This window comes from Staphylococcus sp. MI 10-1553 (genome assembly GCF_010365305.1).
Taxonomy (GTDB): domain Bacteria; phylum Bacillota; class Bacilli; order Staphylococcales; family Staphylococcaceae; genus Staphylococcus.
This window is the reverse complement of record NZ_CP048279.1, coordinates 1523195-1549594: the sequence shown is the minus strand read 5'-3', so window position 1 is coordinate 1549594 and position 26400 is coordinate 1523195. Positions and strand designations below refer to the sequence as shown.

The following is a 26400-nucleotide window of genomic DNA, read 5'->3' as shown; positions in this document are numbered from 1 at the left end:
AACCCTCATTTCCTTAATACTTGTTAGAATATTTGTTCCGAATAATGACTGCAATAGTATTTAAAATAAGTAGAATAGCGAGTAATACGATAATGGCAGCAGACGATAACGCTTGGAAATCGATGCCAGGTTTACGTGCCCAATCATAAATTTGTAAAGGTAATGTTTGGAACGAATCTAATATACTGTTCGGTGTTCGTAATAAAATCGTCGGAATACCAATCGCGACTAATGGTGCTGTTTCGCCAATGGCACGTGAAATGGCTAAAATAACACCTGTAATAATGCCGGGAATTGCTGCGGGTAACACGACTTGTTGTATCGTTTGCCATTTATTCGCCCCTAATCCATATGATGCTTCCTTCACTGAATGAGGTACAGAGCGAATGGCTTCTTGGCTAGCGACGATAATAACAGGTAAAATGAGTAATGCTAGCGTTAATGCAGCAGCTATGACCGAATTCCCTAATTGCAGTAATGCGACAAAAATCGTTGCGCCCAATAAACCGTAAACGATAGAAGGAACTGAAGCTAAATTTGATATATTGACACGAATAAATTTAGTAAATGCATTGTCTTTTGCATATTCTTCCAAATAAATCGCACTACCAACTCCTAAAACGAGCGCGATAGGAATTAAGGTCATCATGAGCCACAATGTTCCGATTAAGGCGCCTTTTACCCCAGCTGAACTTGCTGACGATGAAGAAAAGTTCGTAAAAAAGTCAGTGCTCATTACTGGTAGCCCTTTTCTTAAAATATCAATAATAAGAATGGCTAAAACGATGAGTCCTAATAATGTACAAATAAAGAAAATCGTTTTAAATACTTTGTTTTTAGTCAAACGACCAGAGAGTTGTGCTTCGACATTTTTTTGATCCACTAAATTCATAATTAATACTCCTCCCTGAAACGTTTAGTTATCCATTGTGAAATAAAGTTCATCACTAATGTGAAAATAAATAATGTGAATCCGACTGCGTAAATACTGTAATAAAGATCGGACCCATTCGTTGCATCCCCTTGTGAGACTTGAACAATATAGGCTGTCATTGTTTGAATCGAATGCGAGAATGACAAGTCAAATGATGGACTTGAACCTGCTGCGAGTGACACAATCATCGTTTCACCAATGGCACGTGAAATAGCTAATACAATTGAAGCCATAATACCTGATGTTGCTGCAGGGATGACCACTTTGAACACCATTTCTAACTTAGTAGAACCGAGGCCCAGTGCACCTTCGCGAATTTTTTGAGGAACCGAAGACATCGCATCTTCGCTCATACTCGCTATCATTGGAATAATCATGACACCTACAACTAAACCTGGGCTGATCGCATTAAAACTGCCGATACTTGGGAAAATTGTTCTCAGTACAGGCGTAACTAACGTGAGTGCAAAAAAGCCGTAAACAATTGTGGGAATACCTGCCAAAACTTCTAAAATCGGTTTAATGATTTTACGTGTTTTTTTGGAAGCATATTCACTCAAATAAATTGCGGCACCTAAACCAACTGGTACTGCAAAAATTGTCGCGATTAACGTAATTTTTAAAGTTCCTACAATTAATGCCCAAATGCCGTATTTAGGTGTGGCACTAAAAGGATTCCAATCAGTTTCAAGAAAAAATTTGGATAACGGCACACGTGTGAAAAAAGTGATTGTTTCGGTGAGCAACGTGATCACAATGCCAAGAGTTGTCAAAATGGATATCGCAGCAATAATGGCTAAAATAATCGGCATCATTTTAGCGCTGAGAGATGAGCCCGCATGACTCTTCTTTTGAATGAGTGCTCTAATATTATTTTGTGATTTCATCTTACTGACTCCTTTTCTAAAAAGGGTTGAAGTATTATCATTTAGTGACAATACTCAACCCCGAACACGACTACTTACAATTCAATTGTTTAATCAGTATGGTAAGCACGTGAGATTATTATTTATCTTCACCCGTAATTTCTTCTAATTTTTTAAGTTGCGTATCATAATCTTTTTCAGGTAATGCAACATAATCTACACCTTTTGCTTCAGCTGCTTTACCTTTATCCTCTAATGTAAATTTCATAAATTCAGCGAAAGCATCATTATTTTTTAGTTTTTCATTGTTAGCGTAAATGAATAATGGTCTGCTTAATGGATATGAACCATCTTGTATTGTTTTTTGATCTGGCCCAACTGCTTTACCATCATCGCCTTTCACTTTGACCGCTTTTAAGCTATCTTCATTTTCTTTATAGAAGTTATACGCGAAGAAACCGATACCTTCTTTGTTATCTTGAACAGATTTTACAATGACATCAGTATTTTGATTTTTCTCAGCTTGAATATCCGCATCATCCATCACTTCTTCAGTAAAGAAATCATATGTACCGTGGGATTGGTCTGGCGAGAATGCTTTAATCGGTTCGTCAGGATAATCAGCATCAACATCTGACCACTTTTTAGCTTCTCCAGAATAAATCTTTTTCAGATCTTCTAATGAAATCTCTTTAAGAAAGTCGTTATCTTTGTTGACTGCAATCGTTAAACCATCTTGAGCCACTTTGAATTCTGTATAATCTATCCCTTTATCCTTCAATTGTGATTTTTCTTCATCTTTAATGGGACGTGATGCATTTGAGAAGTCAGTTTTACCTGCAATGAATTGTTTGAACCCGTCACCAGTTCCTGAAGTCACGTTTTCTACTGTTGCTTTATCGTGACTTGAAGAAAAATCTTCGTTCAATTTTTCAATGATTGGGGCTACTGTTGATGAACCGTTCCCTTTAACTGTTCCTTCAACGTTAGAACTTTTCGTATCACCTTGATCACCACTTTGTTGAGATGCACCACCACATGCACCTAAAACTAATGAAGCACCAATAAGTGTACCACCCAGTGTTTGCCATCTTTTCATTGAAACATCCTCCTAGAATTAACTTTCGATTTGCTTACAATTTAAGGATACAAATGTTTTATTAATTTGGAATGAATCAAGTGTAAAGTTTGCGTTAATTTATTGTTCGATATATTTTTGTGCATTAAATTCAGTTTAGTAAAAGTTGATTGGTTTGGGGGGAATAGTAATGTAGAAGTTGAAGAGGCTTCAGAGAGTAATAAAAAACAGAGCTAGAATAATTGGAGGTTCTAGCCCTGTTTGACTCAATTCAGTTATTCAGATGTGGTTGATTTATCAAAATAATAATTGATGACATCGCGCCCTAAATCCCCACCATTGAGCCAAGGTTCTGGCACAGGTTGGTTCGTATAAACGATTGAGAACGCTAATTGTGGATCATCTGCTGGTGCGTAACCGATATATGTTGAGTTAACACGTGGTTCGCCATCTTGGAATACTTCGGCTGTTCCGGTTTTACCAGCTGCGCGCACTTTCGTTTTATTAAAGCTGACATAACCGGTACCTTGTGGCTTATTAAATGCCATGTCAAAACCTTTTTGAACTTCTTTAATTTGATCCGGTGTATTGTTGACACGGTTAAGTACGCGGCCATTAATTTTATGTTTAACCGGTCCTAATTCGTCATCACTTGTCGCTTTATGAATCTCTTTTCCTATATGCGGTTGAATACGGTAACCGTTATTGGCGATTGTCGATACATATTGCGACAGTTGTAGCGGTGAATAAGTGTCATATTGACCAATCGCTAAATCGAGATAATTACCTGGATTGTCTTTTAAAGGTTCAATTTGACCACTGACTTCATTAGGTAAGTCGATACCTGTTTTGACACCAAGACCGACTTGGTTTAATCCTTTACGCAATTTTTGACCCGGTACAGTCACATCTGTTGGTAATGACATATGTGGTTGATATTCGAGTCCTGCTAATTTCAGTGCTGTCTTAAACATGTATACGTTTGAAGAATGCATTAGCGCTTCTTTATCATCAATGAGTTTTTGACCATTTTTATTGAAATATGACCGTTTTGTTAATCCGCCTTTAAATGTCAAAGGTTCGTCCACCATTTTATCGCCAACGTGAATGACATCATTTTGGTAACCTGCAAGTAATGTCGCTCCTTTGACTGAAGAACCGACTGCATACTGAGAAGTAAATGTACCGATGTCATAGTCGGTTAAAGTGCCATCTTTTGCAATTTTTTTACCGACCATGGCTAAAATATCACCATTTTTAGGATCTTGAACAACCATCATTGCGGAATCCATATCTTGGGCGCCTTCTGATCGCAATTTCTTAATTTGTGATTCTAAATAAGATTCAGCTTTTTGTTGGAGTTTAATATCAATCGTGAGCACTAAATCGTCCCCGCGAGAACCTTCATTCACAACTTCTGAATCAATAATTGCACCAGATTTATCTGTTGTATAGCGCATCTCTTTCTTTTTACCACGCAGCACATTTTCATATTGTAATTCAAGGTAACTTTTACCTACACGATCATTACGTGAATACCCTTTTGAAAGATAATCGTCTGTCAGTTCTTTCGGTAAACCTTCTTCAGGTGTCGAAACACTTCCTAAAATACCTCGAAGCGTATTGCCGTAGGGATATTTTCTATCCCAGTCCATTTCCGTATTAATGCCTGGTAAATCTGCCAACTTTTGAGAAACTGATGCGTACTCTTCATCAGTGACCTTATCTTTTTTAATCGTTCTCGGACTTAATGTGGACCCTTGCATCATTTCACGATAAATTGCTAATATTTGCAAGTCTTTTTTAGAGAGACTGTCGAGTTGTTGATCGGAAATCTTTGTTAGCAACTGTTGGTCATAGTCTTCTTGAGATATATCGCCATTTTCATACAGTTGTTGTTCTTTTTTCATTAAATCCTTTGCTTCATTAGGATGTTTTAGAATCCAAAAGTCCTTTTTATCGCGTTCAGTAATTTTAGAAGTATCCATTTTTATTAATTTTGAAAGCTTCTTCGCTGTGTTAAGTATTTCTTGTTGATTTGTATTTTTGCCACGTGTATATGTAATGGATTTTTTTGATGCATTGTCTACAATCACATTACCGTTTCTATCCAGAATGCGTCCCCTTGGCACAGATTCATTCACAGAAACATTTTCACTTTCACGAATCATTTGATTGTATTGTGAACCTTGAGCGATTTGCAAATAACCTAATCTTAATACAATCGCGACAAACGCAAAAATGATGATTGCAAATATAAAGTTAATCCGTTTATTCATATGATGACGCATCTTCTCGTCATTTGTTTTTTCTTTTAATCGTTTTAACAATACAACCGACCTCTATTCACATAGTTCTCTTTAAAATGATATATGAAATACATCGTTTTTGCTAATGTTTTGTGATGAATCAAACAAAAAAATTCACCCCATGTTTTTATTAAACAAATGACGTTCAATCGTGTGAATGATGCGACGTTTTTCTATATTTGATATATGTAAACGACAGTCATGACAAGTTAGGTTTAGATTTGTGAGCGTTTAAATCAAAATGAGACTAAGCAATATCGCATTGCCTAGCCTCAATCATTATTTTTACATTTGAATTGTGAAAACTAAATATTATTTTGCAGCTTTGTATAATTCGTCAACTTTTTCCCAGTTAACAACGTTCCAGAATGTGCTAATGTAGTCTGGACGTTTGTTTTGGAATTTAAGATAATACGCATGTTCCCATACGTCTAAAGCTAAGATTGGTGTTAAACCATCAGTTAATGGACTATCTTGGTTTGCAGTTGTAACGATTTCTAATTTACCATTGTTAACAACTAGCCAAGCCCAACCTGAACCGAAACGTCCAGCTGCTTTGTCTGCAAATTCATTTTTGAATTCGTCTAAAGAACCCCATTGCTCTTTAATTTTATCTACGACTTCACCTTTTTCTTCTGAGTTAGGTGATAAGATTTGCCAGAAAATAGAGTGATTTAAGTGACCGCCACCATTATTACGAACTGCTGTGCGTAAGTTTTCTGGTACGCTGTCTAAGTTTGCAATTAAATCTTCTAATGATTTATTTTCAAATTCAGTACCTTCAACAGCAGCATTTAATTTTGTTACATAAGTGTTATGATGCTTGCTGTGATGGATTTCCATAGTTTCTTTATCAATGTTTGGTTCTAATGCATCATAAGAATAAGGTAATTTTGGTAGTTCAAAAGCCATAATTAATCATCCTCCTAAATTTGATTCCATATTTATTGTATCAACTTTGTACCTTTAATCAATCAATTTGCTTATGGGTATAAAGTTGTGTAATCATTTTAAGAATTACACTATACATTATAGCTCATTTCTTGGATTTTTAAACATACGCATTTAAAATACTCCAAAAGACTGAGGCGTAATCGTAACTATGAAAAAATGACGATATCGTGAAATTTTGGCGTCGTTTTAAACATATTATTTTGAATAAACACGCACACATATTGTATAATATGTAATAACGTTGATTAATGGTCTCTGAGAAGTACATTTTCAAGTTAAAATTATTTATAAAGGAGTTCCTAACATGGCTGAAATAACACATCGTAAAAATACACGACCAGTTAAAGTTGGTAATCTAACAATTGGTGGTGCAGATGAAGTTGTTATCCAAAGTATGACAACGACTAAAACTCACGATGTTGAGGCAACAGTAGCTGAAATTAAGCGATTAGAAGAAGCAGGTTGTCAAATTGTACGTGTTGCTTGTCCAAATGAAGAAGACGCACACGCAATTAAAGATATAAAAGCACAAATTAATATCCCACTCGTCGTTGATATTCACTTTAATTATAAACTCGCTTTAATTGCGATTGAAAATGGTGCGGATAAAATTCGTATCAATCCAGGTAATATCGGTAGACGTGAAAAAGTAGAAGCTGTAGTAGAAGCATGTAAAGCAAAAGGTATTCCGATTCGTATTGGTGTGAACGCGGGCTCACTAGAAAAGCACATCTTAAAAAAATACGGATACCCTACTGCAGATGGTATGGTAGAGAGTGCTTTACATCATATTAAAATTTTAGAAGAACTCGACTTCCATGACATTATCGTCTCAATGAAAGCGAGTGACGTTAATTTAGCTATTGAAGCCTATACAAAAGCAGCAAAAGCTTTCGACTATCCATTACATTTAGGTATTACAGAAAGTGGTACATTGTTTAATGGTACAGTGAAATCTTCAGCAGGTTTAGGTGCGATTTTATCTTTAGGTATCGGTAACACAATGCGTATTTCTTTATCAGCAGACCCTGTTGAAGAAGTCAAAGTCGCAAAATCATTATTAAAATCATTTGGTCTTGCAAGTAACGCAGCAACTTTGATTGCATGTCCAACTTGTGGACGTATCGAAATCGACTTAATTTCAATTGCGAATGAAATTGAAGAATACATCGAAAAACTACAAATTCCATTAAAAGTTGCGGTGTTGGGCTGTGCTGTAAATGGTCCGGGTGAAGCACGTGAAGCGGACATCGGTATTGCCGGTGCGCGTGGTGAAGGATTACTTTTCATGAAAGGTAAAACTGTGCGTAAAGTACCTGAAGAAACAATGGTTGACGAATTGAAGATGGAGATTGATAAATTAGCGGCTGAATGGGAAGAAAACAAGAAACAAGAAGCGGCTCAAAATTAAAAACTTCATTTTCCACATAAAAATATATTCATTACAATTTAGCTTCCTACTTTTGTGGGGAGCTTTTATGTTTGATTAATCTATTGACCGCCGTACTATCCCTCCCTTCCCCGGAGTCTCAGTTCAACTCACCAACGCTGAATTGAACTGTTGCATTTCTAGAGGAATTATTGTCAATGCGTAAAATTGTAGAACAGCAGCTGTGTTTCTCCTTGATGTTGAAATTTAAAAAAGCACTCAATGTCTCTTTTCGTCTACATTGAGTGCTTTTTTATTATTTACATTTTTCACACATACCGTATACTTCTAATTTGTGCATTTCAATCTCTACATTAGGCAATGATTCTTTAATTTCTGTCATTGGACAAAAATCAATGACTTTCGTATCGCCACAAACAGTACAAATAAAATGATGGTGGTGATGTGAAGTACATGCAGCACGGAATTTCATTTCTCCATCCAACTCAGTTCCTTCAATAATACCCAAAGTTTTAAATAGATGGAGATTACGATAAATCGTATCAAATGAAATTCCTGGATAATGATTGTTCATTTGTTGTTGTACTGTTTTTGCATTAATGTATTTATCCTCGTTGATAAACATTTCAATCATATCTCGACGTTTATCTGTATATTTATGCCCATTATTTTTCAATATACGAATGGCTTCTTCCATTTTCATTACGCTTCACTCCTTTTAGTTTCCCAGTAACAAAGGACTGATAGAAAAGTGTTAAACCTAACATGATGACTAAAATGACTACGATGATTCCACCAGGTGAGATATTTAAATAAAACGCTGTAACTAGCCCTACAATAACTGAAAACTCTCCGATAATGATACTTATTAATATAAATTGTTTAAACCCTTTTGTCCAACGCATTGCAATAGCGACAGGCAAAGTAATGAGTGCACTCACTAACAGAACACCAATGACACGCATCGATGCAGAAATAACAAGTGCGACTATAACAATAAACAAAAATTGTATCCATTTCGGAATGCCAATCACTTGGCTATATTCTGTATCGAAAGAAAGGATGAACAATTCTTTATAAAACAACATAATGAAAACAAATACTAAAACAGATATGGTTACAATAGTAATTAAATCACTGATGGATACCGCACTGATCGAACCGAATAATAAGCCTACGAGTTCTTGATTAAACCCTTTAGCCAATGAAATAAAAATGGCACTTAAACCAATGCCAGTACTCATAATAATCGGTATCGCAATTTCTTGATAATTTTTATATGAAGTTCTTAAATATTCAATTAACAGTGCACCGATAATTGCAAATATAATCCCTGTCCAAATCGGATTGACGAATGCAAATAGAGGTGAAAGCGTAATTAAAAACATCCCGAATGAGATACCACCTAACGTGACGTGACTCAATGCGTCAGCAATCAGTGAGAGACGCCTCACCACGATAAATGTCCCGATGAGTGGTGCAATCAAGCCAATGAGTATACCACTAATAAATGAGTATCTTATAAATTCAAAATTTAATATTGCATCAATCATACACAACAATCCCTATCACGTTTATGGTCTACAAATTTAATTGGGTGACCATAGATTTTTGATATTTCAACTTCATCTAATGATTTAAATTCACTGACTGCACCATGGAAGTGAAGATGCTTATTTAAACAAGCCACATCTGTAGCTGTATCGGCAACAACACCGATATCATGTGTCACGAGGATAATCGTCACACCTTCTTGTTTGAGATGACTTAATGTTTCATAAAACTCACCCACATGTTTGGCATCGATACCATTCGTCGGTTCATCTAAAACAAGTACAGCAGGGTCAGACACTAATGCACGTGCGATTAATACACGTTGCTGTTGACCTCCAGAAAGCTGCGCGATATTTTTATGTTTTAGTGCTGAGATATTCAGTCTTTCTAATACTTGGTCCACTTTGTGATCGTCTTCTTTACTAAACCATTTAAACAGTTTTTTCTTACGTGTGAGACCGCTCAATACAACCTCTTTCACGGTTGCTGGAAAACCTGCAGTGACGGACGATGCTTTTTGGGACACATAACTAATTTTATCAGTCGTTAACTTTTTATTGTAAGATTCACCGTCAATATAAATCTCACCTTTTTGTATTGGTAAAATGCCCAATATTAATTTAAGGAGCGTTGATTTACCTGCCCCATTCGGACCGACAATGGCTAAAAACTGGCCATTATGAATGCGAATATTAATATTTTCTAGCACTTTTTTATGTTCGTAAAAGAAATCTATATTTTTGAGTTCAAATACAGGTCGTGACATTTTTTCACCTCAATCTCTAACTATAACGCTCCTATACGGAAATGTAAATAGTAACGTTTACGATAAGACTTTATTATTATACCACAATTTGGATGGGTTTAAAGAGAGAAAGCAAGTGTTGCCAACGTTGTGAAAATAAAAAACAACTATACCTCAATTGAGATACAGCTGTTTTCAAGATTTGATTATGCTTGTGATAAAATTTTATTTTTCATTTCTGGATCAAACGTTTCATTTTTAAATGCTTCAATTTCATATCGATACGGTGGCTGTTTATTTTTCTTATCTTCACCGACATATGGTGTTTCTAAAATTTTAGGTATATTTTTGAATTGTTCATGATGTACAACGTAATTTAATGCATCAAAACCGATATGTCCAAAACCAATATTTTCATGACGGTCTTTATGTGCTGATATCGGATTTTTACTATCGTTAACGTGTACAACTTTAATACGATCGACACCAATAATACGGTCGAATTCGTTTAAAACACCATCAAAATCATTCACTACATCATAGCCAGCGTCGTGAATATGACACGTATCGAGACAAACAGATAATCGCTCATTGTTTGTTACACCATCGATAATTTGTGCGATTTCTTCAAAAGTTCTACCGATTTCTGAACCTTTACCTGCCATCGTTTCTAATGCAATTCTGACATCGTTTTGATTCGTTAAAACTTCATTCAATCCTTCGATAATACGTTTAATGCCTACTTCAGCTCCTGAGCCGACATGTGCACCTGGATGTAACACAATATCTGTCGCACCAAGCGCTTCAGTACGTTCAATTTCATTTTGTAAAAAGTTAACACCTAATTCAAACACTTCAGGCTTTTGCGTATTCGCGATATTAATAATATAAGGCGCATGCACGACAATATTTGAAAGATTGTAACGTTCCATCGCTTTGTGGCCTGCTTCGATATTCAGTTCTTCTATCGCTTTACGACGTGTGTTTTGAGGTGCCCCTGTATAAATCATAAACGTTGAAGCGCCATATTGATGTGCTTCTTCAGCTGATGCTTCTAACATTTTTTTACCACTCATAGACACATGTGATCCGATTAACATATTTATCCTATCCTTTTTAATGAACTATTTTTTTCGAGATTGACGCTTTTTCATACGACTAAATTGACGTTTTTCTTGGCGTTTCAGTTGATCGAGTTCTTGTTTGTATTTCTTTTTATAGCCCGGTTTTACTTTCTTTTTCGTATTGCGCTTCACTTTATGTTTTACTTTTTGTGTAATATGATCATCCTTTTTTTGACGCAATTGTCGTGTATTGTGGGCTTTGATTGGTTTTAATTCGCCATCTTTAATATCGACATTTTCAAAATGATAGCCTTTATTTTCGATAGCTGCAATTAAATCATCTTCTTCAGGTGTATAAAGCGTAATCGCCACACCTTTATAATTCCCTCTACCTGTACGGCCGACACGATGCGTAAAGAAATCAATATCTTTAGGGACGTCAAAGTTTATGACATGACTGACCCCTTCAATATCAATACCGCGAGAAGCTAGATCACTCGCAATAACATATTGGAAGTCAAGGTTACGAATGCGCTTCATTTGTTGTTTACGTTCACGAGGCGTTAAACCACCATGAATCATACCCACTTGAATGCCTTGATGTTGAAGTTCATTTGCAAGTTGATTTGCACTGTCTCTACTGTTACAGAAGATAATCGCTAAGTATGGATTCAACATTTCAAACAATGCAACTGCTTTTTCGAATTTTTGAGCCCCTTTAGTTGGGATGAGATAAAATTCGATACTCTTTTTGTTTTTTGTCTCACTTTTCACTTCGACAAATTCAGGGTGTTCTAAATATTTATTTAAAAATGGATGTAGCGATTTGGGAATGGTTGCACTAAATACAGCCATTTTTGCGTCATCATCAAGTTTTGCAGCTATTTGATCGACTTCCTCAATTAAACCTAAGTCAATCATTAAATCTGCCTCGTCAATGACTAAATAACGCGCAAGATGAACGTGGAGTGCACCAATTTTAGCCAAATCGTTAATACGTGTCGGTGTCCCAATGATTAACTGGGGTTGTACTGTCGTTTTTTGTTTGTCTTTTTCAAAATCCGTTCCACCGATAAACAGACTTACTTTAATCCCTGTCTTATATTCACTTAACTGTGTGGCTGCTTGATACAATTGTGTAGCAAGTTCACGTGTTGGCGCTACAACGATGGATTGTGGCTTGTGAATTTCCGGGTCGATTTGTTGGAATAATGGTAAAAGAAATGCATGTGATTTACCTGTCCCTGTTTGTGCTTGACCAATAAGATTGACTTGCTTCATCATTTTAGGGATAACACGTTGTTGTATTTCTGTCGGTTGTTTAAAATTTAATGCCGTTATTGCTTCAATTAAAGTTGAATCAAAACGAAATTGGTCAAATGGATGCTTTGCCATGGTTTGGCCTCCTTAAAGATTCGTCTCTATATTATAAATGAATTTATGATTAATGAAAACATGCAAGTGAATGTTTTTGGTTTTTAATGTCCTTGACTTTACAAATCGCTAATTGTGTATTAATTTTAAAACTGCTATGTAATTGGTATAATGAGTTATTAAAGGAGGTTCGCTTACAGAATGGAAATCATTAAAATTACCCCACGTGGTTATTGTTATGGCGTGGTCGATGCTATGGTGATTGCGCGCAATGCATCACTTGACCCGAACTTACCACGTCCGATATATATATTAGGAATGATTGTGCATAATAAGCACGTGACAGATGCTTTTGAATCAGACGGAATTATTACATTAGACGGACCGAATCGTTTAGAAATATTAGATCAGATTAATGAAGGAACAGTTATCTTCACTGCACATGGTGTATCACCGGAAGTTAAAAGACGTGCCAAAGATAAAGGACTTACATGTATTGACGCGACATGTCCAGATGTTGAAAATACACATCAACTCATTTTGGATAAAAAGGCGCAGGGCTATCATGTCGTCTATATTGGTAAAAAAGGACATCCTGAGCCAGAGGGAGCTGTTGGTGTCGCACCTGATATCGTTTATCTCGTTGAAACGAAAGAAGACGTTGAAGCGTTGCCTGATACACTGAACGACTATCCTTTAATCGTGACAAATCAAACGACGATGTCACAATGGGATGTCTTACATTTAATGGATGATTTACAAGAACGATTCCCTCATGTCGAGCAGCATAAAGAGATTTGCCAAGCGACACAAGTACGTCAAGAAGCAGTCGCAGATCAAGCGGGTGCTGCAGATTTACTCATCGTTGTAGGCGATCCAAAAAGTAATAATTCAAATCGACTTGCTCAAGTGTCAAAAGATATTGCACAGACAAATTCTTATCGTATTGCTGACTTATCACAACTTGATTTGCGTTGGTTAGAAGGCGTGGAAACTGTAGCGGTGACTGCGGGTGCTTCAACCCCAACCCCTATTGTTAAAGAAGTGATTAATTTCTTAAAAGATTATGATCCAATGAACCCTGAGACACATGTCACTGCATCTAACGTGCCGGTTGAAAAAATCTTACCTAAAATTAAAAAAGCTAAGCCGGTTAAAATTATGGAATAAATAATGTTCAATTTAGTAAAAGGTCAAAAGTGACTCAAGTAATGAAAAACGTTCAAGTCATCATCACGCTTATTTTGCTAAATTAAGACAAATTCATGTATGTTAGCTTTGTGAAATGTTATAAGATCATAATAAAAGCCTGGGATGTTGAGTCTCAGGCTTTTTCACTGTTTAAACTTTTTGAGCATGTGTTTTCTGGCAATCGATTCAGCATGTCATTGCTTTTGGTAAATTATGCTCAAATTAGTATTCTATTTACATATAATCATAAGGATCAGTGTGTACTGTTGAAGCTTTTATAGGTATTTGAGCCGCTACATCTGCTAACCAGTCTTCCAATAATGACACTAACCCTTCTTTCATCACATACTCACTATAATGGTTAATATCCAATAGATTGATTCCCGACATTTTGGCATCTAAAGCTTCATGGTGTTTAATATCTCCTGTAATGAATATGTCTGCACCGCGTTGATGTGCAAGATTTTCAAAACCAACGCCTGCACCACCCACTATTGCAACACGTTTAATTGTCGCTTTTCGATTGCCGATATAACGCACACTTGGCATTTGAAGTGCTTGTTTGACCGACTGTACAAAGCTTTCAACCGATTGTGTTTCAGGTAACTCACCTATCATTCCGAGGCCATACTGACTCATTTTTTTCATCGGTATAAAATCATAAACAGGCGTTTCATATGGGTGATTGTCTTCAATGAGTTTTTGTACGAATGTCATTTGACCACTGCGAATCATAAACTCAATTTTTAGTTCATTAACGGTTTCAATATTACCAATTTGTCCAATATGCGGATTCGCTTCACCCACTGGCTTGAATTGGCCCTGTCCTTCAGTATTGAAAAAACAATATTCATAATTGCCCTCAGTCGCCAAACTATGCTCAGCTAAAGTACCTTTAAAGCCCTTTGCATTCTCTTTAGGAATGAACACTTGTACTTTATAATACGCTGTTGCTTGTCTATCTAACACTTCATAATTTTTTAACCCAATCTTTTCAGCAAGCATCGCATTTACCCCTTTCGGATGGACATCCAAATTCGTATGCAATGCAATCAAATTGATATTGTTTTGAATGAGACGATATAAAATCGAACCGTATCCACCATCTTCTAAAATGTTTTTCACGCCTTTAAAAATAAGCGGATGGTGTGCGATAATGGTGTTGATATTTTGGTTGATAGCTTCCTCTACAACGTTTAAAGTACAATCTAATGTCGTTAAAATGCCGTTGACTTCACTTTGTTTATCCCCGATGAGTAAACCGACATTATCCCAAGATTCAGCAGTATAAAACGGCACTTCTTGATTTAATGTCGTTAACAATTCATGTAATTTCATTGTGATAACACCTCTTTAATGTCGTTTTCTTGAGCTTCAATTTCATGATAACGATGATGATGCTTATCAGGATCTAATTGTTTCTTAATATCTGCTAGCGCTTCGAGTTCACGTTCCCATTTTTCTACAAACAATGCATTTGGTTCTGGATGAAGATATGGACCAAATTTAAAGTCTTTGTTAGATAATTGCATTTTTCCTGGGTCTGCAACGATAATTTCATAAATATGCGCGCGTTCTTTCACCAAAGTTTCTGTTGTAATGCGATAGCCGTGTTGTTGTAAAAAACGACGAATCAGTTCGCTTTGAATATTTGATTGGAGGACGAGTCTCGGTTGATTCGAAATATATAAAATCCCTTCATTTAAAATACGTGTAATGAGCGGACCTCCCATACCACAAATCGTCACAGTATCCACGCGGTCTGTCGGTTTTAATATCGTTAAACCATTGCCTAAACGAACATCAATTTGTTGTTGATAGCCATGTGTCGTCACATTCGTTAATGCAGATTGGTAAGGGCCCTTGATCACTTCTCCAGCAATTGCACGTTGAATGGTACCATTTTGAATACAATAAATAGGTAAAAAGGCATGGTCAGAACCAATATCTGCAAGCACGTCTCCCTGCACGAACTCGCTTACTTTATCCAGTCGTTTATTAATAGGAATCATGATGTTTCTCCTTCATATTGATAATCATAATAAAAAGGAATGGGACATCCTCTGTCGCCATCCCTTTCATTTGTATTAGTCCATAAAATCTTTCAAGCGTTTGCTTCGACTTGGATGTCTTAATTTGCGTAATGCTTTTGCTTCGATTTGACGAATTCGTTCACGAGTTACACCGAATACTTTACCTACTTCTTCAAGTGTACGTGTACGGCCATCATCTAAACCAAAACGTAAGCGTAATACGTTTTCTTCACGGTCAGTTAATGTATCGAGGACATCTTCTAACTGTTCTTTCAATAATTCATAAGCCGCATGGTCAGATGGGCTTTGTGCTTCTTGGTCTTCAATAAAGTCTCCAAGATGGCTATCGTCTTCTTCGCCAATTGGTGTTTCAAGTGATACAGGTTCTTGAGCAATTTTAAGAATTTCTCGAACTTTTTCTGGTGGTAAATCCATTTCTTCACCAATTTCTTCAGGTGCTGGATCACGTCCCAAGTCTTGCAATAATTGACGTTGCACACGAATCAGTTTGTTAATCGTTTCAACCATGTGTACTGGAATACGAATCGTACGTGCTTGGTCAGCAATCGCACGTGTAATCGCTTGTCGAATCCACCATGTCGCATAAGTAGAAAACTTGAAACCTTTACTAAAGTCAAATTTTTCAACTGCTTTGATGAGGCCCATATTACCTTCTTGAATTAAATCTAAAAATAGCATGCCACGACCGACATAACGTTTAGCAATGCTGACAACAAGACGTAAGTTCGCTTCAGCTAATCGCGCTTTCGCTACTTCATCACCTTGTTCAATTCGTTTCGCAAGCTCGATTTCTTCTTGCGCACTTAACAAATCGACACGACCAATCTCTTTTAAATACATACGAACAGGGTCATTGATTTTAACGCCTGGAGGTGCACTCAAATCATTAGGATTCAATTTATCATCCGTATCAGAACTGTCTTTTTCGTTAACAAGTTGAATGTCACTGTCATTAATCATATCAAAAAATTCGTCCATTTCATCAGAATCCATATCAAAATTCTGTAATTTATCTGCTACCTCTTCATGACTTAGATGACCTTCTTTTTTACCTTTTTCAATAAGTTGTTTTTTTACATCTTCTAATGTGAGTGTCGGATCGATGGTTTCTTTTTTGATTACTTTTACCTGGTTATCTGACATAAAAAGGCCTCCCAAAATTATTCTTGACTCTTCAATCTAGCTCTATTTTTATTAACAATCATCTCTAAATAATATTTTTGAGATGCAATATCTCCAACACGTGTCGCTTCTCGCAATTTTTCGTGGAGTGTTTCAATCGACTCAGAATAGCGATGTTCAGTCATCACTTGTATATAGTCAGCAATCTCATTTTCATACGGCTCCCGGTTAAGTGGATAATCCCATAAATATATCAACACTTCTTTTAACATATCGTGATCTATATACGTGATAAATTCACTCATCGTAAACGAATCAAATTTTGAATAAAATTCTCGTAAGGTAATAAATATACGTTTAAAATATTCATTTGTAAAGTCTGTATCATCAATATCTTGATAAAAACTTAAAAATACTTCTTTATCCATAATGAAATGCTTTAAAATTGCACGTTCAGCTTTTTCATATTTGTTATGTTGCATCCACTGTGTCGTTTGTGTCGATACAGGTCCGGCTTGTTCAAAATGTTGCTGTGGGTGAACACTTTCTACTTCCTTATTTAGACTATCAGCGCTCACTTTAAACACTTCTGAAGCATTTTGTACGACTTTATTTCTTAAAATATGAGAAGAAATTAATGCAGCATCTTCAATAAACATGTGATAGTACTTTTCATATGCTAAATCGTTGTTTTGAATCTCATGCTGATGTTGTTGAAGTTTGAAACTGACAAATGCTTTTTTCTCAGTATTCACAAATGTATTAAACTTCTCCGCTCCGTATTTCATAATATATTCATCTGGGTCCATTTTTGACGGCAATTGTACGACATAAACGTTAAACTGTTGTTGCAAAAGTTGTTGTCCTGTTTTCATTGTCGCTTCAATTCCGGCGAAGTCACCATCAAACATCAACGTGACGTGACTACAGAGCTTCTTTAAAAATGTGATGTGTTCATTAGAAAGCTGTGTTCCCATACTTGCCACAACATTTTTCAAACCTGCATCATCGGCTTTAATCACATCCATAAAGCCTTCAAGAAGAATAACTTCATCTTTTTGTCGAATACTTTTACGTGCTTCAGACAAGTTGTATAACAGTTTTCGTTTTTGGAAAATAGGTGATTCTGGACTATTCAAATACTTCGGTTCTTGCTCTGTGTATGTTCGACCAGAATAGCCTACGATGCGCCCTTGTGCGTTAGCAAGTGGGAAAATGATACGGTTCCGAAAGCGATCATAGTAATTAAAGTCTGTGTCATTACGGGACAAAATACCTGCTTCATAGCCAAGCTGTAATTCATAACCTTTCTTTTCCATGAAATCCGTAGCAAAATGTGATGAATCTGGTGCAAAGCCAATTTTACGTGCATCAATCATATCATCTGTAAAGCCACGTTCATATAAATAATTTAAAGCTTGTTCACCTTCAACAGTTTTTTTCAACAAATAATGATAATATGACAATATCTCTTCATGCATTTGAATCATTTTTAAATCATCGGAAGCGATATGCATATCATCATTTGTCTCACCAATATCAACCTTTATATTGACACGTTCACCGAGATGTTGAACAGCTTCTGTAAAGGATATATTTTCAATTTCTTGAATAAACTGAAAGACATTGCCTCCCTTTTTACACCCAAAGCAATGACAAATTTGTTTATCTTCAGAAACAGTGAACGATGGGGTCTTCTCATCATGAAAAGGACACAAACCGATATAATTGCGCCCTCTTTTTTCAAGCTTTACATATTCACTCACAATGTCGAGTATGTCAGACTGTTGCTTAATTTCTTCAATCGTATTTTGTGGTATTCTCATGTCATCACCTTGTATTACCATTCATCTCTATGTTATTGGTACAATTTACACATAGTTGTAACATTATACAACTTATTCACTCGTAAAGGAATGATTATGCTCAATAATTTGGATAATGTTATTGGCCGTCTCCTCAATCGCTTTATTAGAAACATCTAGCACTGGGCAACCAATACGTTCGACAATTTGATTGAAATACGCTAACTCTTCAGCAATACGTTGGTCAGTTGCATAACGTGCTGAATCAGATAAGCCAAGTTGTTTTAATCTCTCTTTTCGAATGGCATTTAATTTATCGGAGCTAATTTTGAGCGCCACACATTTCTTCGGGTCCACTTCAAATAATGATTCCGGTGGTGTCACTTCAGGTACGATCGGCACGTTCATCACTTTATAACGTTTATGCGCTAAATATTGTGAGATGGGCGTCTTTGATGTACGGGAGATACCGATAAGTACAATGTCCGCTTTAGGTAACCCTTTTGGATCTTTACAGTCGTCATATTTCACTGCAAATTCCATCGCTTCAATTTTTCTAAAGTAATCTTCATCTAATTTATGCACGACACCAGGCTCATTCAATGGTTTTTTGTGGAATGTATCCTCCATTACATTGAGCATAGGTCCCATGACGTCGACAGATTTGAGGCCATATTTATCGATATTTTCTTGAATATGTGCTCTAATATCTGGTCGCACTAGTGTATAGATAATAATAGATTCTACCTCTCTTGCAACCGCTATGACTTCATCTATATTTTCTTTCGTTTCAATATAAGGATAGCGAAGAATATGATTTGTGCAATCGCTATAATTAAATTGAGACATACACGCTTTTGCGACTAACTCAGCTGTTTCTCCCACTGAGTCTGAAGCAATAATGATTTTTACATTCGTCATAGATTATCCTCCTACTAATCGAACAACGATACAAATAATTTCGTAATCGTCGTTTTGGAGATACGGCCAGTGACTTCAAATTTGCCGTTATCTTTTTCTCTTACAATAGGTATTGAGTCGATTTCCTTATGAATCATTTGTCTCGCAGCATAAAGCACGAGGTCGTTTTCTCTAAGTAAAACAATATTGGGCATACGTGTCATAATGATATTGACGGGCATCGTATGAATATCTTGTCCTGCCATCGACGCTCTGAGCAAATCTTTTCTAGAACATACACCCACGAGTTCATTATCTTCATTAACGATAAATAACGTTCCAACATCTTCAATAAAAATTGAACAAATCGCTTCATAAACGGTAACATTACTTTTTAAAATGACAGGCTGGGATTGGTAGTCTTTTACAATATATTTTTTGAATTTTTCGGTCAAAAGTTGCGAGCTCGATTTTCCTGAATAAAAATAACCTACGCGCGGTCTTGCCTCTAAAAATCCTGCCATCGTTAATATAGCAAGGTCTGGACGTAATGTTGCACGTGTTAAATTCAGTTGTTCAGCAATTTTTTCCCCAGTAATAGGCCCATCAGATTTTACAATTTCAACAATATGTTCCTGTCTTGGATTGAGTTCTATCTGAGTCTCTGTCTATTTAAAACCAACAAGTAAGCGGTTATGCTAATTAAATAGCAGAAGTGCCCCCTTTTTACATATTAGCACTATATTTTTTACATCTAGTATCATCATTTGTTACTCGAACTGACTACTTTGTGACGTGTCTCTATATTCATCAGCGGAAAACACGATAAATATGGAACATCACATGGAATGGTCATATGGTATAAATCAATGCATCTTTTTATTGAATACAATTTCCATTATAACTTGTTATGGATTATCAGACAATTATGTTTTTCCTTGCCTTTCGTTTTCGTATAATTTAAAATTAAAAATAAAGCGAGTTAAGGACGGTGAAAGCTTAACACTTCAATTTGGCGTAACGATAAATTTAAATAAAAGTGAGTGGCTACACTAATTTGGGTGGAACCGCGGATTATTCTAATAATTCGTCCCAAGGCAAAGTTTATTCTTTGGCTTGGGATTTTTTTAATTTTTAAGGAGTGTAAAAAATATGGAAAAGAAAAACATGGATACGATTGTACAACTGGCAAAGCATAGAGGGTTTGTTTTCCCAGGTAGTGAAATTTATGGTGGTTTAGCGAACACTTGGGATTACGGTCCTCTAGGTGTTGAACTTAAAAATAACGTTAAAAAAGCATGGTGGAAAAAGTTTATAACACAGTCCCCTTATAACGTTGGTTTAGATGCTGCTATTTTAATGAATCCTAAAACTTGGGAAGCTTCAGGTCACTTAGGTAACTTTAACGATCCAATGATTGATAACAAAGACAGCAAAATTCGTTATCGTGCGGACAAGTTAATTGAAGATTATATGGCTAATGTGAAAGGTGACGAAAATTTTATCGCGGATGGTTTAAGTTTTGATGAAATGAAACGTATCATTGATGAAGAAGGCATTACGTGTCCTGTTAGTGGTACTGCAAACTGGACAGACATCCGTCAATTCAACTTAATGTTCAAAACATTCCAAGGTGTTACTGAAGATTCTACAAACGAAATTTTCTTACGTCCAGAAACAGCACAAGGTATTTTCGTCAACTATAAAAATGTTCAACGTTCAATGCGTAAAAAATTGCCATTTGGTATCGGTCAAATTGGTAAATCATTCCGTAATGAGATTACACCAGGTAACTTCATTTTCCGTACGCGTGAATTTGAACAAATGGAACTTGAATTCTTCTGTAAACCTGGTACTGAAATCGAATGGCAAAACTACTGGAAAGATTTTGCAGCAAATTGGCTTGAAAGTTTAGGGCTTGATAAAGAGAATACGCGTTTACGTGACCATGATGAAGATGAATTATCACATTACTCAAACGCTACAACAGATATCGAATATCGCTTCCCATTTGGTTGGGGTGAACTATGGGGTATCGCGAGTCGTACTGATTTTGACTTGAAAAAACATAGCGAACATTCGGGTGAAGACTTCAGCTATCACGATCCTGAAACGAATGAAAAATACATTCCTTATTGTATCGAACCTTCATTAGGTGCAGACCGTGTGACATTAGCATTTTTATGTGATGCCTATGATGAAGAAGGCGTTGAAGGAAGCAAAGATGCACGTACTGTTCTTCACTTCCACCCTGCTATCGCGCCATATAAAGCTGCTGTGTTACCTTTAAGTAAGAAATTATCTGCAGATGCGATTAAAGTATACGAGCAACTTAGTGAGGACTTTGTAGTAGACTTTGACGAATCTCAATCTATCGGTAAACGTTACCGCCGTCAAGACGAAATCGGTACACCATACTGTATTACATTTGATTTCGATTCATTAGAAGATCAACAAGTGACTGTACGTGACCGTGACTCAATGGAACAAGTGCGTATGCCAATTAGCGAACTCAATGCATTTTTAGCTGAAAAAGTTAAATTCTAATCAATATAGAATAAAAAAACCTCGTCCAATGATACGAACTATCGGACGAGGTTTTTTTATGAATGGCGAATTTGATAAATAACTGCTTAATCTGGGGTTGAGCTGGGATATTAAGTTTTCCCAGCCTCTACCTACTTTATTTTTCATTTATAGTTATAAATCAATCGAAAATTGAAGATGAATAGAGCAAAAAATGATGCTATTGCTTTTCTTGGTTTTATGAACTTGGCCTCAGTTTTCTTGTGTTTGATGTAAGATTGCCCAGAAGGCTGACACTCCTGAGGGAATGAGTGCATACTGCTAACAGTCACTTCTTTACTTTAATAGTGGTCGCTGTTTATCGCAGTAGCTGTCTGACTTCTCAATACACATGCTTTTGAGAAGTCTAGTTAGCCTTGCGGGGGCAGTACGACGAAATCTTTGTGACACATGAGATTTCTGTACTGCTCCCAAAATCCAATTTGATATCTATCTCGTGTACACTTCAATCAAGCCGAATTGAGTTGAAGGTTCAGCCCTAATAACGCGAAGCCATGAGGGCAATCAAAAACACAAATCGTAAGGAGAGGGCAAGTTAAACAAGAATGCGGCATCAATAGCATCAAAAATTATTGTGCCTCATCCCCTCAACAAATCAATGATCAGTGGCATCTGTGACCTTCAATCGATTCAATTGATTAATCAAACGTTGGCTTTTAAAATACATCCCTGCATATTCTTTATATAACAGTAAGATGAGCTTAGACATTTCTTCTACAATCGTATCTTGAATGCGCAATGAATTGATTTTTTCTAACGGTAAGTCTTTTAAGACATACGTTAAATAAATCGTTTTATTCGATAAAGGCAATGCGTGAGGATCACGATGTGTAACTTCTGTTGCGATAATGCCATCAAACTTAAAACTAAAATGAGTCAACTTTGCAGGGTTTGTCTCACCTGTCATAACACATTTCGATAAATCCACATCAAACCCAAAACGAGGCATACATTTCAACATAACAATATTTGCTATGAGTTGTGGAGATACATCTTGCTGGAGGCGATCAAAAGCGAAATTAAGCAATCGATACATCCCTGGATTGACTTCATCCGCTTCCATCGCACGGTCAATCGTTTCCAAACATAAGCTTGCATAACTGTGCGCATAAATGTCTTGGCGTAGTTCATAATTGAGGTTGAGGACGTCGACAGAAGTGAGCGTCCCCATCCCTTTCCACTGATTATAAATAAACAAACCTTGTACAAAAATTTGAGTCGTAGCTTGGAGGCCGGATTTAACTTTTTTAGCACGGCGGACCATGAGCGGCACCTTTGCTCCATGTTCATTCAAGATGGTAATGATTTTGTCAGATTCACCATAATCTACTTCTTTTATAATGATACCTTTTTGTTTAACGAGCACTTCATCACCACCTCTGGTTAACGATTATTCATCTTCTACATAGCCCATTTGCTTAATAAAGCTTGATTTGTTACGCCAATCTTTTTGAACTTTCACCCATAAATCTAAATAAACTTTAGAACCTAATAAATATTCAATGTCCAAACGAGCGCGCTTACCGATTTCTTTGAGCTTTTTACCGCCTTTTCCGATTACGATACCTTTTTGTGAGTCACGTTCCACAAATATGACCGCTTCAATATGGACGCGATCTTCGGATTCCTGAGTCATGCGTTCAACGTTTACACCAATGGCATGAGGAATTTCTTCGCTTGTCGTTTGTAAAATCTTTTCACGAATGAGTTCACTGACTACAAATTGTTCAGGATGATCTGAGATTTGGCCATCAGGATAATATTGCGGGCCCTCTGGTAAATAAGCTTTTAAGACATTGATGAAATGATCTACGTTATGTCCTTCTAAAGCAGAGATAGGTATAATTTCTGCAAAATCCATATAACGTTGATATTGTTCGATTCTCGGCATTAAAGCGTCTGGATGAACTAAATCTATTTTGTTAAGCACTAAAAAGACAGGCGTTTTAACGGTTTTTAACATTTCCATAATGTATTCATCACCGCGACCAATTTCTTCATTAACATTGACCATAAACATGACCGCATCAATTTCTGAAAGTGTGTTTTTAGCGACTTTCATCATATAGTCGCCTAATTTATGTTTCGGTTTATGAATACCAGGCGTATCTAGAAAAACAATTTGCGCGTCTTCTTGTGTCATGACACCTTGTATTTTATTGCGTGTCGTTTGCGCTTTATCGGACATAATCGCTATTTTGTGACCAATAACACGATTGACAAACGTTGATTTCCCTACATTCGGGCGTCCGATAATTGTCACAAATCCTGACTTATATTCACTCATATATTTAAATCCTTTCCTGAAAATCCATAAGGTAATAGTCCGGCTACTGTTGCTTCACGCATTTCACCCGTTTGATTTGTCATATATACTGGCATATCGTCATCACAAAGTTCTTTAATCACTTGACGACAAGGTCCACATGGCGATGCAAGTTCTGGACTATCTACTGTAATGGTGAGCGATTCAAAATCTCCCGGTTTGTAGCCTTGTGAAATCGCAGCCACTAATGCGGAACGTTCTGCACAAATTGATGATGGATAAGCTGCATTTTCAACGTTAACGCCATGGAATGTTTGTCCATCTTTAGTGACTAAGTATGCGCCAACTTTAAATTGACTGTATGGTGCATAAGCTTTTTGTTGTGCTTTTCTAACCTCTGTGTAGTGTTTATCTGTATAGCCCATGTTTATCTTCTCCTCTTATAAAAATGAAACGAATTTCGGTATAAAAATGATACATCCTACAATGAATGCAAAGAGTGATGCAAGTAAGACACTAAATGCTGCCACATCTTTTGCATGTTTCGCAAAAACGTGAAAATCTTGTGTCGCCAAATCAACCACATATTCTATTGCAGTATTGATGGCTTCCGTAATAATGACAAGAAATATCGCTAAAATGATGAAGAGCCATTCTATCGTACTTAATGACAGTGTCCATCCTAAAATGAATATCAAGAGTGCCGTCATAAGGTGGTACAAAAAGTTTCGATCTTTTGTTAATATGGTTCGGCAACCTTGAAAGGCATATTTAAAACGATTTAACATTAGTCTCTCGTCAATCCAAATCGATTTAAAATGTCTTTTTGACGCCCAAACATGACCTTTTCGTCCTCTTCTGTCATATGATCATAGCCCAGTAAATGTAAAAAGCCATGTAGTGCTAAAAAGCCGAGTTCACGTTCAAAAGAATGTCCGTATTGTTGTGCCTGTTCTGCTGCGATATCCGTACAAATAATAATGTCTCCTAGCACGCGTGGCACATCCATTCCTTCAAAAATGTCTTCATCTTCTTCAAATGCAAATGAAATGACATCTGTGACTTTATCTTTTTGACGGTAATCACGATTTATCTCTTGAATTTCAGCTTTATCTACAAAAGTGACAGAAAGTTCGGCGTCTTCTTCAATGCCCTCTTCATTTTTAGCGAATTCTAACACATCTCGAATCTGTGTGTACCAGTCATCTTTCACTTGGTCGGTATGATCACTAAAATCAATTGTAAACATCAATTAGTCCTCCTCATATCTACTGATGATTTGACCTACTAACGGATGGCGGACCACATCAGCTTGGTATAAATGTTGAATAGCGAGCCCTTTAATATTTTTCAATCGTTGTTCAGCTTCAATCAGACCACTTTTAACACCACGAGGTAAATCGATTTGTGTTTTATCTCCAGTGACAACCATTTTTGAACCGAACCCCAGTCGCGTTAAAAACATTTTCATCTGTGCATGTGTCGTATTTTGCGCTTCGTCTAAAATGACAAACGCATCATCTAAAGTTCTACCACGCATGTAAGCAAGAGGTGCGATTTCAATTACGCCACGTTCAATGAGTCGTGCCGTTTGTTCAGTCCCTAAAACTGTATTTAAACCATCGTATAGTGGACGTAAATAAGGATCAACCTTTTCTTTTAAGTCACCTGGTAAAAAGCCAAGTGATTCTCCCGCCTCTACAGCTGGACGTGTCAAGACGAGGCGTTTCACTTGTCCAGCACGCAAAGCTTTAGCAGCAAAAACAACTGCTAAAAATGTTTTACCTGTACCCGCAGGCCCAATACCGAACACTAAATCGTTATTTTTCATCGCATGGATATACATCCGTTGTCCCATCGTTTTAGCTCGAATCGTTTTACCGAATGCATCTTTAGTAATCTCCTCTTCATATAAATCAATGAGATGCTCAATTTGTCCATTTTTAGCCATTTTAATTGCAGCTTGTACATCCTTAACAGTGATGGATGCACCTTGCTCGATGACTTTTAATAAGTTGATTAGCACAGATTCAGCTTCGGTTACAGCATTGACTCTTTCGCCCTTAACTGCAACTTCTTGTCCTCTGGCATGAATGACAACATCAAATGCTTCTTCAATAAGTTGAATGTGTTCATCATTGTTTCCTAATAAAGCTTGTGCTTGGTTGATGTCGTCGATCTGAATCAATTCAGGCATAAAGTAACTCC

The 26400-nt window shown here is 36.6% G+C and carries 25 protein-coding genes; 3 read left to right on the top strand and 22 right to left on the bottom strand.

The window, feature by feature from the left end; genetic code table 11:
* Nucleotides 1-13: 13 nt before the first annotated feature.
* The 5 genes from pstA to GZH82_RS07170 form a co-directional block, all read right to left on the bottom strand.
* On the bottom strand, nt 14-892 hold the full coding sequence (gene pstA, locus GZH82_RS07190) for a phosphate ABC transporter permease PstA (RefSeq protein WP_162681913.1): 879 nt from the start codon (nt 890-892) through the stop codon (nt 14-16).
* A 2-nt stretch (nt 893-894) separates the two neighbouring features.
* A complete protein-coding gene (pstC, locus tag GZH82_RS07185; protein ID WP_162681912.1) occupies nt 895-1821 on the bottom strand; it encodes a phosphate ABC transporter permease subunit PstC in 927 nt (308 codons plus the stop codon).
* A gap of 118 nt (nt 1822-1939) precedes the next feature.
* Nucleotides 1940-2899 (bottom strand): PstS family phosphate ABC transporter substrate-binding protein, encoded by a 960-nt coding sequence (locus GZH82_RS07180; protein ID WP_162681911.1) that lies wholly within the window; start codon nt 2897-2899, stop codon nt 1940-1942.
* A gap of 254 nt (nt 2900-3153) precedes the next feature.
* Entirely contained in the window at nt 3154-5208 is a 2055-nt protein-coding gene (locus tag GZH82_RS07175; protein ID WP_162681910.1) for a peptidoglycan D,D-transpeptidase FtsI family protein, read from the bottom strand.
* A gap of 291 nt (nt 5209-5499) precedes the next feature.
* Nucleotides 5500-6099 (bottom strand): superoxide dismutase, encoded by a 600-nt coding sequence (locus GZH82_RS07170; RefSeq protein WP_096547006.1) that lies wholly within the window; start codon nt 6097-6099, stop codon nt 5500-5502.
* A 346-nt stretch (nt 6100-6445) separates the two neighbouring features.
* On the opposite strand from GZH82_RS07170, the gene ispG reads away from it, so the two are divergent.
* Complete coding sequence (ispG, locus tag GZH82_RS07165) at nt 6446-7552, top strand: flavodoxin-dependent (E)-4-hydroxy-3-methylbut-2-enyl-diphosphate synthase (RefSeq protein ID WP_162681909.1); 1107 nt, start codon at nt 6446-6448, stop codon at nt 7550-7552.
* 274 nt (nt 7553-7826) lie between these two features.
* Here ispG and GZH82_RS07160 read toward each other — a convergent pair whose 3' ends face one another.
* From GZH82_RS07160 to GZH82_RS07140, 5 genes are all read right to left on the bottom strand, one after another.
* A complete protein-coding gene (locus GZH82_RS07160; RefSeq protein WP_162681908.1) occupies nt 7827-8234 on the bottom strand; it encodes a Fur family transcriptional regulator in 408 nt (135 codons plus the stop codon).
* A complete protein-coding gene (locus tag GZH82_RS07155; protein ID WP_162681907.1) occupies nt 8197-9084 on the bottom strand; it encodes a metal ABC transporter permease in 888 nt (295 codons plus the stop codon). The genes GZH82_RS07160 and GZH82_RS07155 overlap by 38 nt, the downstream gene beginning before the upstream one ends.
* Nucleotides 9081-9851: a metal ABC transporter ATP-binding protein gene (locus tag GZH82_RS07150; protein ID WP_162681906.1), complete on the bottom strand. Its 771-nt coding sequence runs from the start codon at nt 9849-9851 to the stop codon at nt 9081-9083. The genes GZH82_RS07155 and GZH82_RS07150 overlap by 4 nt, the downstream gene beginning before the upstream one ends.
* 185 nt (nt 9852-10036) lie before the next feature.
* The gene (locus GZH82_RS07145) at nt 10037-10930 is read right to left on the bottom strand and encodes a deoxyribonuclease IV (protein WP_162681905.1); all 894 of its coding nucleotides are present in this window, start codon (nt 10928-10930) and stop codon (nt 10037-10039) included.
* A gap of 24 nt (nt 10931-10954) precedes the next feature.
* On the bottom strand, nt 10955-12289 hold the full coding sequence (locus GZH82_RS07140) for a DEAD/DEAH box helicase (protein ID WP_162681904.1): 1335 nt from the start codon (nt 12287-12289) through the stop codon (nt 10955-10957).
* A 180-nt stretch (nt 12290-12469) separates the two neighbouring features.
* Between GZH82_RS07140 and GZH82_RS07135 the strand changes: the two genes are divergently transcribed.
* A complete protein-coding gene (locus tag GZH82_RS07135; RefSeq protein ID WP_162681903.1) occupies nt 12470-13438 on the top strand; it encodes a 4-hydroxy-3-methylbut-2-enyl diphosphate reductase in 969 nt (322 codons plus the stop codon).
* Nucleotides 13439-13693: 255 nt separating this feature from the next.
* Here the strand turns inward: GZH82_RS07135 and GZH82_RS07130 are convergent, their stop codons facing one another.
* The 6 genes from GZH82_RS07130 to GZH82_RS07105 all read right to left on the bottom strand — a co-directional run bounded on the left by GZH82_RS07130 (nt 13694) and on the right by GZH82_RS07105 (nt 19996).
* Complete coding sequence (locus GZH82_RS07130) at nt 13694-14797, bottom strand: Nif3-like dinuclear metal center hexameric protein (protein WP_162681902.1); 1104 nt, start codon at nt 14795-14797, stop codon at nt 13694-13696.
* Nucleotides 14794-15471, bottom strand: coding sequence for a tRNA (adenine(22)-N(1))-methyltransferase (locus GZH82_RS07125; protein WP_162681901.1), 678 nt, complete (start codon nt 15469-15471; stop codon nt 14794-14796). The genes GZH82_RS07130 and GZH82_RS07125 overlap by 4 nt, the downstream gene beginning before the upstream one ends.
* A 75-nt stretch (nt 15472-15546) precedes the next feature.
* Nucleotides 15547-16656, bottom strand: a complete 1110-nt coding sequence (rpoD, locus tag GZH82_RS07120) for an RNA polymerase sigma factor RpoD (protein ID WP_162681900.1) — start codon at nt 16654-16656, stop codon at nt 15547-15549.
* Nucleotides 16657-16673: 17 nt separating this feature from the next.
* Complete coding sequence (gene dnaG / locus GZH82_RS07115) at nt 16674-18461, bottom strand: DNA primase (RefSeq protein WP_162681899.1); 1788 nt, start codon at nt 18459-18461, stop codon at nt 16674-16676.
* 72 nt (nt 18462-18533) lie between these two features.
* Nucleotides 18534-19361, bottom strand: coding sequence for a pyruvate, water dikinase regulatory protein (locus GZH82_RS07110; RefSeq protein ID WP_162681898.1), 828 nt, complete (start codon nt 19359-19361; stop codon nt 18534-18536).
* A gap of 14 nt (nt 19362-19375) precedes the next feature.
* On the bottom strand, nt 19376-19996 hold the full coding sequence (locus GZH82_RS07105; RefSeq protein WP_026066959.1) for a transcriptional regulator CcpN: 621 nt from the start codon (nt 19994-19996) through the stop codon (nt 19376-19378).
* 496 nt (nt 19997-20492) lie between these two features.
* On the opposite strand from GZH82_RS07105, the gene GZH82_RS07100 reads away from it, so the two are divergent.
* Nucleotides 20493-21887, top strand: coding sequence for a glycine--tRNA ligase (locus tag GZH82_RS07100; protein WP_162681897.1), 1395 nt, complete (start codon nt 20493-20495; stop codon nt 21885-21887).
* Between the two features lie 634 nt (nt 21888-22521).
* On the opposite strand, the gene recO is transcribed toward GZH82_RS07100, so the two are convergent.
* From recO to GZH82_RS07070, 6 genes are read right to left on the bottom strand one after another with little or no spacing between them, the layout of a single operon-like run.
* Nucleotides 22522-23292 (bottom strand): DNA repair protein RecO, encoded by a 771-nt coding sequence (recO, locus tag GZH82_RS07095; protein WP_162681896.1) that lies wholly within the window; start codon nt 23290-23292, stop codon nt 22522-22524.
* Between the two features lie 24 nt (nt 23293-23316).
* A complete protein-coding gene (era, locus tag GZH82_RS07090; RefSeq protein ID WP_162681895.1) occupies nt 23317-24213 on the bottom strand; it encodes a GTPase Era in 897 nt (298 codons plus the stop codon).
* Nucleotides 24210-24617 carry a cytidine deaminase gene (cdd, locus tag GZH82_RS07085; RefSeq protein ID WP_162681894.1) on the bottom strand — a complete coding sequence of 136 codons (408 nt, stop codon included), beginning with the start codon at nt 24615-24617 and terminating at the stop codon, nt 24210-24212. The genes era and cdd overlap by 4 nt, the downstream gene beginning before the upstream one ends.
* A gap of 15 nt (nt 24618-24632) precedes the next feature.
* Entirely contained in the window at nt 24633-24980 is a 348-nt protein-coding gene (locus GZH82_RS07080; RefSeq protein WP_162681893.1) for a diacylglycerol kinase family protein, read from the bottom strand.
* Nucleotides 24980-25441, bottom strand: coding sequence for an rRNA maturation RNase YbeY (gene ybeY / locus GZH82_RS07075; RefSeq protein ID WP_162681892.1), 462 nt, complete (start codon nt 25439-25441; stop codon nt 24980-24982). Before ybeY ends, GZH82_RS07080 begins: the two co-directional genes overlap by 1 nt.
* A 3-nt stretch (nt 25442-25444) precedes the next feature.
* Nucleotides 25445-26389 carry a PhoH family protein gene (locus GZH82_RS07070; RefSeq protein ID WP_162681891.1) on the bottom strand — a complete coding sequence of 315 codons (945 nt, stop codon included), beginning with the start codon at nt 26387-26389 and terminating at the stop codon, nt 25445-25447.
* Nucleotides 26390-26400: the final 11 nt, after the last annotated feature.

Bases quoted from the DNA above. Each gene is read 5' to 3' on its own strand.
- GZH82_RS07170 (WP_096547006.1), bottom strand. From the start codon at position 6,099: ATGGCTTTTGAACTACCAAAATTACCTTATTCTTATGATGCATTAGAA.
- GZH82_RS07100 (WP_162681897.1), top strand. From the start codon at position 20,493: ATGGAAAAGAAAAACATGGATACGATTGTACAACTGGCAAAGCATAGA.
- pstC (WP_162681912.1), bottom strand. From the start codon at position 1,821: ATGAAATCACAAAATAATATTAGAGCACTCATTCAAAAGAAGAGTCAT.
- GZH82_RS07145 (WP_162681905.1), bottom strand. From the start codon at position 10,930: ATGTTAATCGGATCACATGTGTCTATGAGTGGTAAAAAAATGTTAGAA.
- GZH82_RS07130 (WP_162681902.1), bottom strand. From the start codon at position 14,797: ATGAAATTACATGAATTGTTAACGACATTAAATCAAGAAGTGCCGTTT.
- GZH82_RS07080 (WP_162681893.1), bottom strand. From the start codon at position 24,980: ATGTTAAATCGTTTTAAATATGCCTTTCAAGGTTGCCGAACCATATTA.
- GZH82_RS07155 (WP_162681907.1), bottom strand. From the start codon at position 9,084: ATGATTGATGCAATATTAAATTTTGAATTTATAAGATACTCATTTATT.
- rpoD (WP_162681900.1), bottom strand. From the start codon at position 16,656: ATGTCAGATAACCAGGTAAAAGTAATCAAAAAAGAAACCATCGATCCG.
- ispG (WP_162681909.1), top strand. From the start codon at position 6,446: ATGGCTGAAATAACACATCGTAAAAATACACGACCAGTTAAAGTTGGT.
- era (WP_162681895.1), bottom strand. From the start codon at position 24,213: ATGAGTGAATATAAGTCAGGATTTGTGACAATTATCGGACGCCCGAAT.
- GZH82_RS07070 (WP_162681891.1), bottom strand. From the start codon at position 26,389: ATGCCTGAATTGATTCAGATCGACGACATCAACCAAGCACAAGCTTTA.
- GZH82_RS07125 (WP_162681901.1), bottom strand. From the start codon at position 15,471: ATGATTCCTATTAATAAACGACTGGATAAAGTAAGCGAGTTCGTGCAG.
- GZH82_RS07110 (WP_162681898.1), bottom strand. From the start codon at position 19,361: ATGACGAATGTAAAAATCATTATTGCTTCAGACTCAGTGGGAGAAACA.
- ybeY (WP_162681892.1), bottom strand. From the start codon at position 25,441: ATGTTTACAATTGATTTTAGTGATCATACCGACCAAGTGAAAGATGAC.
- GZH82_RS07140 (WP_162681904.1), bottom strand. From the start codon at position 12,289: ATGGCAAAGCATCCATTTGACCAATTTCGTTTTGATTCAACTTTAATT.
- cdd (WP_162681894.1), bottom strand. From the start codon at position 24,617: ATGGGCTATACAGATAAACACTACACAGAGGTTAGAAAAGCACAACAA.
- GZH82_RS07160 (WP_162681908.1), bottom strand. From the start codon at position 8,234: ATGAAAATGGAAGAAGCCATTCGTATATTGAAAAATAATGGGCATAAA.
- GZH82_RS07135 (WP_162681903.1), top strand. From the start codon at position 12,470: ATGGAAATCATTAAAATTACCCCACGTGGTTATTGTTATGGCGTGGTC.
- pstA (WP_162681913.1), bottom strand. From the start codon at position 892: ATGAATTTAGTGGATCAAAAAAATGTCGAAGCACAACTCTCTGGTCGT.
- GZH82_RS07180 (WP_162681911.1), bottom strand. From the start codon at position 2,899: ATGAAAAGATGGCAAACACTGGGTGGTACACTTATTGGTGCTTCATTA.
- GZH82_RS07150 (WP_162681906.1), bottom strand. From the start codon at position 9,851: ATGTCACGACCTGTATTTGAACTCAAAAATATAGATTTCTTTTACGAA.
- dnaG (WP_162681899.1), bottom strand. From the start codon at position 18,461: ATGAGAATACCACAAAATACGATTGAAGAAATTAAGCAACAGTCTGAC.